This window comes from Erwinia sp. B116 (assembly GCF_002865965.1).
Classification (GTDB): Bacteria; Pseudomonadota; Gammaproteobacteria; order Enterobacterales; family Enterobacteriaceae; genus Erwinia.
The window spans coordinates 2984-15348 of the sequence record NZ_JRZZ01000057.1 but is presented as its reverse complement, the minus strand read 5'-3'; the positions used below and the strand labels follow the sequence as shown (position 1 = coordinate 15348).

Annotated in this window: 8 protein-coding genes; 1 reads left to right on the top strand and 7 read right to left on the bottom strand. The window is 64.9% G+C overall.

Annotated features, from left to right (window positions below):
* The first annotated feature begins 280 nt into the window (after positions 1-280).
* Positions 281-1447, top strand: a complete 1167-nt coding sequence (locus NV64_RS21380) for a TDT family transporter (protein WP_101506730.1) — start codon at positions 281-283, stop codon at positions 1445-1447.
* Positions 1448-1741: 294 nt separating this feature from the next.
* Here NV64_RS21380 and yegS read toward each other — a convergent pair whose 3' ends face one another.
* From yegS to NV64_RS24275, 7 genes are all read right to left on the bottom strand, one after another.
* Positions 1742-2641 (bottom strand): lipid kinase YegS, encoded by a 900-nt coding sequence (gene yegS / locus NV64_RS21375; RefSeq protein ID WP_056233297.1) that lies wholly within the window; start codon positions 2639-2641, stop codon positions 1742-1744.
* A 288-nt stretch (positions 2642-2929) separates the two neighbouring features.
* Positions 2930-4309 (bottom strand): tRNA 5-hydroxyuridine modification protein YegQ, encoded by a 1380-nt coding sequence (gene yegQ, locus NV64_RS21370; RefSeq protein WP_101506731.1) that lies wholly within the window; start codon positions 4307-4309, stop codon positions 2930-2932.
* A gap of 190 nt (positions 4310-4499) precedes the next feature.
* Positions 4500-5204, bottom strand: a complete 705-nt coding sequence (baeR, locus tag NV64_RS21365; protein ID WP_056233295.1) for a two-component system response regulator BaeR — start codon at positions 5202-5204, stop codon at positions 4500-4502.
* A gap of 12 nt (positions 5205-5216) precedes the next feature.
* Positions 5217-6602 carry a two-component system sensor histidine kinase BaeS gene (gene baeS / locus NV64_RS21360; RefSeq protein WP_101506729.1) on the bottom strand — a complete coding sequence of 462 codons (1386 nt, stop codon included), beginning with the start codon at positions 6600-6602 and terminating at the stop codon, positions 5217-5219.
* Complete coding sequence (mdtD, locus tag NV64_RS21355; RefSeq protein ID WP_101506728.1) at positions 6602-8008, bottom strand: multidrug transporter subunit MdtD; 1407 nt, start codon at positions 8006-8008, stop codon at positions 6602-6604. The genes baeS and mdtD overlap by 1 nt, the downstream gene beginning before the upstream one ends.
* Before the next feature lie 126 nt (positions 8009-8134).
* Positions 8135-11200: a multidrug efflux RND transporter permease subunit MdtC gene (mdtC, locus tag NV64_RS21350; RefSeq protein ID WP_101506727.1), complete on the bottom strand. Its 3066-nt coding sequence runs from the start codon at positions 11198-11200 to the stop codon at positions 8135-8137.
* Positions 11197-12365: efflux RND transporter permease subunit (locus NV64_RS24275; protein ID WP_233209065.1), on the bottom strand; the 1169-nt coding region annotated here is incomplete at its 5' end. The genes mdtC and NV64_RS24275, both read right to left, overlap by 4 nt.

Here is a 12365-nt window from a genome sequence, read left to right as displayed (position 1 = left end):
AGCGGCCCAAAAGCCACCCCCCGATTAACCAGGCACCGAAACCCGCAGCGACCAGCGGCCCAAAAGCCACCCCCTGATTAGCCAGGCACCGAACCCGCAGCGACCAGCGGCCCCAAAAACGATCCCCCATCCCGCACAAATACCTTAAAAAATGATTATTAAGTAGAATTAAACCACTTTAAGCGATAGATTCCATCGCCATAAGTCGTTTCCCGGAATCCGGGATTAGAACGTAGAGTAAGGCAGTCGTGTCACCTGCGAGATAACAATAATGAGCACAATGATCCCAGCATTACACAACGGCCGCCGCCCGCTGGCCGCCCTCAGCAGCCCGAAAGAGGCCATCCGCCAGTTCACCCCCAACTGGTTCGCCGCCACCATGGGCACCGGCATCCTCGCACTGGCGCTGGCCGCCCTGCCGTGGCAAATCCCCGGCCTGCACGCCGTCGCCGAAGGACTGTGGCTGCTCAACATCGTCCTGTTCAGCCTGTTCACGCTGCTCTACCTTGCGCGCTGGGTAATGTACTTCGACGAAGCCAAACGCATCTTTGGCCACTCTACCGTCTCGATGTTCTTCGGCACCATCCCGATGGGGCTGGCGACCATCATCAACGGCCTGCTCACCTTCGGCCTGCCGCGCTGGGGCGTCGACGTCATCGCCGTGGCCCACGTGCTATGGTGGCTGGACGTGGCGATGTCGCTGCTGTGCGGCATCTGCATCCCTTACATGATGTTCACCCGCCAGCAGCACAGCATCGACCAGATGACCGCCGTCTGGCTGCTGCCGGTGGTCGCCGCCGAAGTCGCCGCGGTCAGCGGCGGCCTGCTGGCCCCGCACCTGGCGGACAGCGCCGCGCAGCTGCACACGCTGATCGCCAGCTACGTCCTCTGGGCGTTCTCGGTACCGATCGCGATGAGCATCCTGGTGATCCTGCTGCTGCGCATGGCGCTGCACAAACTGCCGCATCAGAGCATGGCGGCCTCAAGCTGGCTGGCGCTCGGCCCGATCGGCACCGGCGCGCTGGGCATGCTGGTGATCGGCGGCGACGCCCCGGCGATCTTCGCCGCCAACCACCTGCCGGCGATCGCCAGCATGGCGCAGGGCTTCGGCCTGATCGCCGGCCTGCTGTTCTGGGGCTGCGGACTGTGGTGGATGCTGCTGGCGCTGCTGATCACCGCCCACTACCGCCATGACGGCATCCCGTTTAACCTCGGCTGGTGGGGCTTCACCTTCCCGCTGGGCGTCTTCGCCCTCACCACCCTGAAACTGGCTACCCTGGTGGACGTCAGCTTCTTCCGCCTCTTCGGCGCGCTGCTCACCGGCCTGCTGGCGCTTATGTGGCTGCTGGTCGCCAGCAAAACCGCCCGCGGCGCATGGACCGGCACGCTGTTTGTCTCCCCCTGCATCGCCGGGCTCAACAAAACCCCCTGCACCCGCAAAGAATAGGGATAAAAAAAACAGCGGCACAAGAGTTGAATAACAATCAGAGGGGGACATCGGAAAAGCGAAGCATCAACAAACCTGAGTACAACCCCCAGTGCCTGAATAGTCAATAAAACAGCGATACAAGAACTTAAGGGCAATCGGGGGGGACATCCGGATAAGCGGACCGTCGGCGCGCAGGGATGCGCGACGCCGAGCGTACAGGGACGTATTTACAGCGTGTCCGCGTTCCGGATGTCCCCCCCGATAAGCCGGGCACCGTACTCAAAGCGACCCGGCCCCAAAGCGCCCCGAATGCTACGCCAGCAGCTCACACGACGGCGGCAACCGGCACTCCAGCGCATCCGGCAACACCTCGATGCGAAACTCCTTCCCGCTCAGCGGCTCACCATCCAGATTAAACGTCATCTCATGCGGCGCGCTAATCGTCAGCCACGGCAGCGACGCCGTAATCATATTCGGGTCCTTCTCCTCGCTGGTTAACCGGTGCAACAGCGTCGGCAACAGCTCCTGCGACGTCACCACGCTCAGCTCCAGCTTACCGTCGTTAATCAGCGCGGTCGGGCACAACTGCTGACCGCCGCCCGCCTGACGACCGTTACCAATCCCGATCACCAGCGCATCACCCTGCCAGCTGAAATCCGGCCCGCTAATCTCGCAGCGGTCGGCCTTCAACTGATCGATACGCATCAACCCGTGGATAAAGTACGACACCCCGCCCAACGCCGACTTCAGCTTCTCCGGCGTCTCGGTGGTGATCCGCGTACCAAACCCGCCGGTCGCCATATTAATAAAGTAACGATCGTCATTCACCTTCGCCAGATCGATAGGAGTAGCACGGCCAAAAATCGCCAGCCGCAGCGCCGCCTCCAGCTCGGCCGGAATACCGCAGCTGGTGGCAAAATCGTTGGCGGTGCCCAGCGGCACCAGACCCAGCACCGGACGATTGCCCGCCGGCAGACGCGCCAGCGCGGTCGCCACCTCGTTAATCGTCCCGTCGCCGCCGGCGGCAACCACCGTCGCCGCGCCGCGCGCCAGCGCCTCACGCACGTAGCGATCGCCGTCGCCGTGCTCCCAGGTCACGCGCACTTCCAGCGCCGCGCCTTCATCACGCAGGGCGCTAATCGCCGCGCGCAGCTCTTCATTACCGGCGCTCTTGCCGTTCAGAATCGCCAGCGTAAGAGGTTGTGTTTCCATTTTATATTCCTGAAAGGTCAACGGATTGCATCAACATATAGCACATCCTGCCGCCAGCGGGTAACGGCCGGTCAAAAGTGAAGGGAATTTCAGAAAAAGAGAAGCCCGCACGGGGGAGCCGGGCGGGCCTAATGAGGTGGTTCTGACCGGGAACCTGCACGCTGCTGATGCGTAAGCCGCGTGGGGGAGATAACCGGATAACGCCTTTTTTAATTCGTCGTTAGAAGCGGGTGCATCATAACCGGGAAGTCGCCGGCAAGATGTGACGCTACTCAAAAATTATTTACATCATGAAACTTCTTTCGCCAGATCGCTCAGCTCAGCCGGGTGAACGGCGGCGGGCAGATTACGCACCAGCAGCGCATACGCCACGTCAACCGCCTCCGGCAGCGGCAGCCACACCCGGTGGCCGTTGCCCGGTGCCACGTTCACCGGCTGCCCCTTACCGTTCTCCATCTGCGCCAGCGTAAAGTGCAGATTGCCCGCCGGGGTCATCAGCTCCAGACTGTCGCCGGTGCTGAACCTGTTCTTCACCTCGACCTCCGCCAGCGTACCGCGCCGCTCGCCGGTAAACTCGCCGACAAACTGCTGACTGTCGGAAACCGAGTGGCCAGAGTCATAGTTCTGGTAGCTGTCGTGGGTGTGGCGGCGCAGAAAACCCTCGGTGTAGCCGCGGTGCGCCAGCCCGTCCAGCGACTGCAACAGCTGTGGATCGAAAGGTTTACCGGCGGCGGCGTCGTCAATCGCGCGGCGGTACACCTGGGCGGTGCGCGCGCAGTAGTAATGCGACTTGGTGCGCCCCTCAATCTTCAGCGAATGCACGCCAAGCTGCGTCAGCCGCTCCACGTGCGCCACCGCGCGCAGATCCTTCGAGTTCATAATGTAGGTGCCGTGCTCGTCCTCAAAGGCGCTCATCACCTCGCCGGGGTGCTGCGCCTCCGTCAGGGTAAACACCTTCGCGGTCGGCTGGCCGCAGCCCAGCGTCGGCGCGCGCTCCTGCACCGTCACCGGCCGCGCGGCGTCAACGATATTGCCCAGCGCATCTTCCCGCGCCTCCTGCACGTCGTACTGCCAGCGGCAGGCGTTGGTGCAGGTGCCCTGGTTAGGATCGCGTTTGTTGATATAGCCGGAGAGCAGGCAGCGGCCGGAGTAGGCCATGCACAGCGCGCCGTGCACGAAAATCTCCAGCTCCATCTCCGGCACCTCGCGGCGGATCTCCGCAATCTCCTCCAGCGACAGCTCGCGCGACAGGATCACCCGGGTCAGCCCCAGCTGCTGCCAGAACTTTACCGTCGCCCAGTTGACCGCGTTGGCCTGCACCGACAGGTGAATATCGACCTGCGGAAACGCCTCGCGCACCAGCATAATCAGGCCGGGATCGGACATAATCAGCGCATCCGGCCCCATGGCGACAACCGGTTCCAGGTCGCGGATAAAGGTCTTCAGCTTGGCGTTGTGCGGCGCGATATTCACCACCACGTAGAACTTCCTGCCCAGCGCGTGGGCCTCGGCGATGCCGGTGGCGAGGTTGGCGTGATTAAATTCGTTATTGCGCACGCGCAGACTGTAGCGCGGCTGCCCGGCGTACACGGCGTCGGCACCGTAGGCGAAGGCGTAACGCATATTGCGCAGCGATCCGGCAGGGGAGAGCAGTTCGGGTTTAAACATCATGTGGTCTCGGTGTGGTTGCAGGTGGTCACCCTGCGGCAGCGCACCGCCACGCGTTGTTAAGCTATCTCAGCGGCCGCTGCGGGGCCGGGGGCAGCGCTGCCAGCTTCATTTCTGAAGCTGGCCGGAGCAGGGCGGTGACGCAGTAAAGCGGGAGATTTTACGGGGCAGGATAGGAGCAGGTGTTGATCTACATCAAACGGCAGACGTCGGCTTCCCAGCGGTAGCCCATGCCGTACACGGCGCGGATAAACGGCTGGTTAGCGTCCAGCAGCTCCAGCTTGCGGCGCAGGTTTTTAATGTGGCTGTCGATGGTGCGGTCGGTGACCACCCGGTAGTCGTCATACAGCTGATTCAGCAGCTGCTCGCGCGAGAACACCTTGCCCGGCTCCTGGGCCAGCGTTTTCAGCAGGCGAAACTCGGCCGGGGTCAGGTCCAGCGGCTTATCGTCCCAGCTGGCCTGAAAGCGGTGCTCGTCCATCTTCAGCAGCGAGGCCTGCTGCGCCTCCTCCGCCGGGCGCAGGCAGCGCTTAAGGATGGTTTTCACCCGCGCCACCGCCTCACGCGGGCTGAACGGCTTGCAGATATAGTCGTCCGCGCCGATCTCCAGACCCAGCAGGCGGTCGATCTCTTCGGTTTTGGCGGTAACCATAATCACCGGCATCTCGCTGAAGCGCCGCAGCTCGCGGCACACCGACAGGCCGTCAAGGCCCGGCAGCATCAGGTCCAGCAGCATCAGGTCCGGCGAGTGCTGCTTCACCCACGGCAGCACCTCGTCGCCGCGCAGCAGGTGGTGGGTGCGGTAGTTGGCGGCGTGCAGATAGTCGATCAGCAGCTGGCCGAGTTTTGGTTCATCTTCCACGATTAAAATCAGTGGTGCGGTTGGCTCAGTCATCGCGGCTCCCGGTCAGTGTGGCTTGTGCGGTAAGGATAGGGTAACGCGCAGCCCGCCGGCGGGCGAGTGCTGCGCGGTAATGGTGCCGTCGTGGGCCTCGGCAATGTTCTGGCAGATCGACAGCCCCAGCCCGGAGCCGCCGCTTGCGCGGTTGCGCGAGCTTTCGGCGCGGTAGAAGCGCTCGAACAGCTGGCCGAGCTGCTCGTCGCTGACGCCGGGTCCGCTGTCGTCAAACTGCAGGCGGTTGCCCGCCGCGCCGCTCTGCAGGCTGATGGTCAGCCCGCCGCCGGCGTCGGTGTAACGCAGGCTGTTCTCCAGCAGGTTAGTGAACAGCTGCATCAGCCGGTCCGGATCGCCAAACTGCGGCGCTTCATCGGGCAGCTGCAGATCCAGCGCCAGCCCGCGCTGCTCAAAGCGGTGGCGGAAGCTGGCGCAGACCATCTCGACCAGCGGCACCAGGTCGGTGTCGCTTTTGCGGTAGGCCAGCGCCCCCTCGTCGGAGAGCGACAGCTGGTGCACGTCGTCCACCAGCCGGGTCAGGGTGGTGACCTCGCTCTGCAGCGAGAGAATCGACTCCGGGGTCATCTTACGCACGCCGTCCTGAATCGCCTCCAGCTCGCCGCGCAGGATAGCCAGCGGCGTGCGCAGCTCGTGGGAGATATCGGCCATAAAGGCGCGGCGCATGCTCTCGTTCTTCTCCAGCGTGCCGGCCAGCCGGTTAAAGTCCTGGCCCAGCCGCCCCAGCTCGTCGCGGCTGCTGGCCTGCACGCGGGTGGCAAAGTTGCCCGCCGCCAGGTGGTGGGTGCCCTCCACCAGCCGTTTAACCGGGGCCAGCAGGCCGCGCGCCATCAGCCAGGTGACCAGCGCCGCCAGCAGGGTAGTCAGCCCGACGATCAGCCAGCTGGTGCGGCTCTGCTGCTGGTCAAAGTTGATGTCGGCGCTGCGGGTCAGCGTCTCCGACGACGAGCCGACCACCCAGCCGACCACCTTGCCGTTGCTGGTGGTGATATTGCGCCGGGTGCCCTCCGGCGACGGATCGCCTCTGGGGCCGATCATCACTTTAAACTGCTGATCGAGCACCCAGAACTGCGTGCGCCAGCCGTGCGGCGGCAGGGGTTTACTGGCGTCCGGGTTCTGCTCCAGCGAACGCAGGATGGTAAACACCATGCGGTTGTTGTTGCGCAGAAAATCCCAGCTGCCGTGCGCCTCGTACTGATCGGCCAGCGCGTCGCTCAGCAGCACCAGCCGCTGCTCGTTACCGCGCTTAATGTAGTCGATAAAGCCGTGCTCGAAGCTCAGCCGCATTCCCCAGTGCATGATAATCACCACCAGAATGCAGGTGGAGAAGATGGCGGTAAACAGCTTGGCGCTGATGCCAAAACGCAGTCGGGCGAACATTACGATCTCCTCCGGCGCGCCAGCGGCGCGTTAAGGTCAGATTCCGGCGGCACGCGCCAGAACACCGCGGCCGGCAGCAGGATCACCAGCGCCATGCACAGATAGGTGTAGATAAAGGCCTCCTGCAGCAGCGGGCTGCCCGCCGTGCCCTGGTGGCCAAAGGTGCCGAGCAGCAGCCCGGCCACGGTCACGCCGATGCTCATCGACAGCTGCATCACCATCGACAGCAGGCTGTTGCCCTCGCTGGCCTGCGCGTCCGGCAGCGCCTTCAGCGTCAGGGTGTTCATCGCCGAGAAGCGGATGGCGTTGACCATTCCCTGCAGGAACAGCACCACCGGCAGCAGCAGATCCCAGCCGAGCAGAGCCACCAGCGGGAACAGCAGCACCACCAGCGCCAGCGCGGCGGTGGAGCCGGTCAGCACGTTGCGGTAGCCAAAGCGGTTGACGATGCGCACCACGATGCGCTTCATGCCCATATTGCCCAGCACCATCGGGATCATCATCAGCCCGGCGTGCAGCGGGCTGTAGCCCATGCCGATCTGCAGGAAAATCGGCGTCATAAACGGCAGCATGCCGCTGCCGATGCGCCCGGCCAGGCTGCCGAGCAGGCCGATGGTGTAAATGCGGTTATCAAACAGCGTCAGGCTGAACAGCGCGCGCTCGTTGTGGCGGGCGTGCAGCAGGTAGAACAGCAGCGAAAAAACCCCGCCGAGGATCAGCACGCACAGCAGCAGCGGCGACATACCCTCACCGCGCTGGCCGTCCAGCGCCAGCGTCAGCCCGGCCATGCCGGCCGCCAGCAGCAGGTAGCCGGCGAAGTCGAAGCGCCGCGTGGCGACGGTGAAGTTGGTCATCAGCATCAGCGTGGCCACCGCGCCGATCGCCCCCACCGGGATGTTGATCAGGAAGATCCAGTGCCAGCTGGCGTACTCGACCAGCACCCCGCCCAGCGCCGGGCCGAGCAGCGGGCCAATCTGCCCCGGCAGGGTGACGAAGGTCATCGCCGCCATATACTCGGCGCGCGGCACCAGCCGCATCACCGTCAGGCGGCCCACCGGTACCATCATCGCGCCGCCGATGCCCTGCAGCACCCTTGAGAGGATCAGCTGGTCCAGGCTGGTGGAGAGGGCGCAGCACAGCGAGCCGACGCTGAACAGGATAATGGCGCTGAAGAACACGTTGCGCACGCCGAAGCGATCGGCCAGCCAGCCGCTGACCGGCAGCATGATGGCGACGGTCAGCACGTAGGAGACGATCACCGAGTGCATATTCAGCGGGCTTTCGCCGAGGCTGGCGGCCATCGACGGCAGCGCGGTGTTAACGATGGTGGTATCCAGCGTCTGCATAAAGAAGCCAAACGCCACGATCCACAGCTGCCAGCGCACGGAGGCCGGATGAGTCGCCATGTCAGCCCCCCGAAACATCGGTAACAGGGCGCTGAACGCCGATCTGCCGGGCAGAAAGGCCGGCGTCCTGCGCCGGAATTTTTCTCTGTAGATCGGGGTGACTGAGTGGCGGCATCAGCGTCTCCTTTATTCCGCAACCGGCTGCATTTTAGCCTTGCGCCGCAGCTTATTCATCGCCAGGAATACCACCGGCGTGGTGTAGAGCGTCAGCAGCTGGCTCATCACCAGCCCGCCGGCGATGGTGATGCCCAGCGGCTGGCGCAGCTCCGCGCCGTCGCCGGCGCTGAACACCAGCGGCAGCGCGCCGAACAGCGCCGCCAGGGTGGTCATCATAATCGGCCGGAAGCGCAGCAGGCTGGCCTGAAATATGGCCTCGCGCGGGCTGGCCCCGCCGCGCTGCGCCTGCAGGGCAAAGTCGACCATCATGATCGCGTTCTTCTTGACGATACCGATCAGCAGCAGAATGCCGATCAGCGCAATCAGGCTGAACGGCGTGCCGAACAGCTGCAGCGCCAGCAAGGCACCCACTCCTGCGGAGGGCAGGGTGGAGAGAATGGTCAGCGGATGCACGTAGCTCTCGTAAAGGATGCCGAGCACGATATAGACGGTGGCGACGGCCGCCAGCAGCAGCCACAGCTGGCTGCCCTGCGACTGTTCGAACTCGGCGGCGGTGCCGGAGAAGCTGCCGCGCACGCTGGAGGGCACCCCGAGCGCGGTGACGCTGCGGTCGATGGCGGCCGACGCCTCGGAGAGCGACACCCCTTCCGGCAGGTTAAACGAAATGGTCGAGGCGGCCGACAGCCCTTCGTGGTTCACCGACAGCGGCGCGTTGGCCGGTGCCCAGCTGGCAAAGTACGACAGCGGGATCGGCTTGCCGTCGGCGTTGATCACGTACATCTGATCCAGCGCGCTGATGTCCTGGGTCCAGCGCGGATCGACCTCCATTACCACCTTGTACTGGTTGAGCGGCTGGTAGATGGTGGAGATCTGCCGCTGGCCGAAGGCGTTGTTCAGCAGGCCGTTAACGTCGGCGACGTCGATGCCCAGCCGCGCCATGCTCTCGCGGTCGTAGGTCAGCGCCATCTCCGCGCCGCCGTCCTGCTGATCGGAGTTCACGTCGGCCAGCTGCGGCAGCGCGGCAAAGGCGCGGCGGATTTTCGGCTCCCACTCGCGCAGCGCGTCCAGATCGTCGGAGAGCAGGCTGTACTGGTAACCGGCGTTCGACTCGCGGCCGCCGACGCGCAGGTCCTGCACCGCCATCAGATACAGGTTGGCCCCCGGCTCCTTCGCCAGCTTGCCGCGCAGGCGGGCGATCACCTGCTGCGCGCTCTCCCCGCGTTCGCTGAGCGGCTTCAGCGAGATAAACATCGAGCCGCTGTTGGTGCGGAAGCCGCCGGTAAAGCCGACCACGTTCTCCACCGCCGGATCGTCACGCACGATGCGCATAAAGTCCTGCAGCTTGCCGCGCATCGCCTGGAACGAGATGCTCTGGTCGGCCTGGATAAAGCCGTTCAGCCGCCCGGTGTCCTGCTCCGGCATAAAGGTCTTCGGAATGCTGATAAACAGCCAGACGTTAAGGCCGATGGCGGCAACAAACACCAGCAGCGTCCAGCGCGGGTGGTTAAGCACCCGCTGCAGGCTGCGGCCGTAGCCGCGCTGCAGGCCGGTGAGCAGGCGGCCAAAACCGCGGATGCGCGGCTGCCGGCGCGGCGGCGTTTTACGCAGCAGGTGGGCGCAGAGCATCGGCGTCAGCGTCACCGAAATCAGCAGCGAGATGGCGATCGCCACCGACAGGGTGACGGCAAATTCGCGGAACAGCCGCCCCGGCAGCCCGCCGAGCAGCAGCAGCGGAATAAACACCGCCACCAGCGACACGCTCATCGACACCACGGTAAAGCCGACCTCGCGCACCCCCTGCAGCGCCGCCTGCAGCGGCTTCATGCCCGCCTCGACGTGACGCGAGATGTTCTCCAGCACCACGATGGCGTCATCGACCACGAAGCCGGTAGCGATGGTCAGCGCCATCAGCGACAGGTTATTCAGGCTGAAGCCGCACAGGTACATGGCGGCAAAGGTGCCGATCAGCGACACCGGCACCGCCAGCGCCGGGATCAGCGTGGCGCGCGCCGAGCGCAGGAAGGCGAACACCACCAGGATCACCAGCGCCACCGCAATCACCAGCGTCTGCTCCACCTCATGCAGCGAGGCGCGAATGGTCGGGGAACGGTCCTGCGCCAGCTCCAGGCTGATCGAGGCCGGCACGATCCTGTTCAGCACCGGCAGCTGGGCGCGGATGCGGTCAACGGTTTCGATAATGTTGGCGTCCGCCGATTTGCGGATCATCAGCAGGATCGCCGGCCTGCCGTTGGCCATGCCGGCGTTGCGCACGTCCTGCACCGAGTCGCTGACCGTCGCCACGTCCTGCAGCCGCACCGCCGCGCCCTTGTTATAGTGGACGATCAGCGGCTGGTATTCGGCGGCGGTCTGCAGCTCGTCGTTGGTCTTCAGCTGCCAGCGCTGCTGCTTATCCTCGATCGCTCCCTGCGGGCGGCGCACGTTGGCGTTAGCAATCGCCTCGCGCACCGCGTCCAGCGACACGCCCTGGCTGAACAGCGCCTGCGGGTTGAGATCGACCCGCACCGCCGGCAGCGAGCTGCCGCCGACGCTGACGTCACCGACCCCCTCAATCTGCGCCAGCTTCTGCGCCAGCTGGGTCGAGGCGTAGTCGTAGAGCTGCCCCTGCGAGAAGGTGTCTGAGGTCAGCGTCAGAATCATAATCGGCGCGTCGGACGGGTTGGCCTTGCGGTAGGTCGGCCGCCCCGGCATGCCGCTCGGCAGCAGGCTCTGCGCGGCGTTAATCGCCCCCTGCACGTCGCGGGCGGCGCCGTTGATGTCGCGGTCAAAGTCGAACACCAGGATCACCCGCGTGCTGCCGAGCGAACTGCTGGAGGTCATCTCACTGACCCCGGCGATGCGCCCCAGCGCCCGCTCCAGCGGCGTGGCTACCGACGACGCCATGGTCTCCGGCGAGGCGCCGGGCAGCGAAGCGGAGACCACGATCACCGGAAAATCGACGTCCGGCAGCGGCGACACCGGCAGCATGCGGAAACCCAGCCCGCCGGCCAGCAGGATCGCCAGCGTCAGCAGCAGGGTGGCCACCGGCCGGTGGATAAACAGCGCGAAGAATCTCACTCGGCCTCCGGGCGGGCCAGGCGTCGGCGGGTGGCGTGGGCCAGACGGTCAAACAGCAGGTAGATTACCGGGGTGGTAAACAGCGTCAGCACCTGGCTGACGATTAAGCCGCCGACCATCGCGGTGCCCAGCGGCTGGCGCAGCTCGGCGCCGACGCCCGAGCTGAACATCAGCGGCAGCGCGCCAAACAGCGCCGCCAGCGTGGTCATCAGAATCGGCCGGAAGCGCAGCAGGCACGCCTGGTAGATGGCGTCGTACGGCGTCATTCCCTGCTCGCGTTCGGCGGCCAGCGCGAAGTCGATCATCATGATGGCGTTCTTCTTGACGATGCCGATCAGCAGGATGATGCCGATTATCGCGATCACGTCCAGCTCGTGGCCGCTGAACATTAGCGCCAGCAGCGCGCCGACCCCGGCGGTGGGCAGGGTGGAGAGGATGGTCACCGGATGGATAAAGCTCTCGTACAGCACGCCAAGCACGATATACATCGCCACCACCGCCGCGACGATCAGCCAGACGGTGCTGGAGAGCGCCGCCTGGAAGGCGAGGGTGCTGCCCTGGAACTGGGTCATGAGATCGGCGGGCAGCTGCAGATCCTGTTCGGCGCGGGTAATGGCGTTGACCGCCTGCTCCAGCGAATAACCGTCGCTGACGTTAAACGAGAAGGTGGTCGACGGGAACTGGTCGAGATGGTTGATGGTCAGCGCACCGTGGCGCTGCTCGACGCGGGCGATGGCGCTGAGCGGCACGCTGCCGCCGTCGCTGCTTTTCAGCCGCACGCTCTGCAGCGCCGCCAGCCCCGGCGTGGCGCTGGTGTCGTGCTCCAGCACCACCCGGTACTGGCTGGCCTGGGTGTAGATGGTGGAGATCAGCCGCTGGCCGAAGGCGTTATACAGCGCGTTATCGACGTCCGCCATCGAGATGCCGAGGCGGCTGGCGGTGTCGCGATCGACGCGGATAAACGCCTCCAGCCCCTGGTCCTGCCAGTCGCTGCTGACGTCCTGCAGCTCCGGCAGCTGTCGCAGCTCTTCCAGCAGCGGCGGTACCCAGCGGCTTAACGCGTCGAGGCTGCCGGCCTGCAGGCTGAACTGATACTGGGTGCGGCTGGCCTGGGTGTCGATGGTCAGATCCTGCACCGGCTGCAGATAGAGGCTCACCCCCGGCA

Excerpts from the sequence above, each read along its gene's own strand:
- NV64_RS21380 (WP_101506730.1), top strand. The coding sequence starts at position 281 with ATGATCCCAGCATTACACAACGGCCGCCGCCCGCTGGCCGCCCTCAGC.
- yegS (WP_056233297.1), bottom strand. The coding sequence starts at position 2,641 with ATGGAAACACAACCTCTTACGCTGGCGATTCTGAACGGCAAGAGCGCC.
- yegQ (WP_101506731.1), bottom strand. The coding sequence starts at position 4,309 with ATGTTTAAACCCGAACTGCTCTCCCCTGCCGGATCGCTGCGCAATATG.
- baeR (WP_056233295.1), bottom strand. The coding sequence starts at position 5,204 with ATGACTGAGCCAACCGCACCACTGATTTTAATCGTGGAAGATGAACCA.
- baeS (WP_101506729.1), bottom strand. The coding sequence starts at position 6,602 with ATGTTCGCCCGACTGCGTTTTGGCATCAGCGCCAAGCTGTTTACCGCC.
- mdtD (WP_101506728.1), bottom strand. The coding sequence starts at position 8,008 with ATGGCGACTCATCCGGCCTCCGTGCGCTGGCAGCTGTGGATCGTGGCG.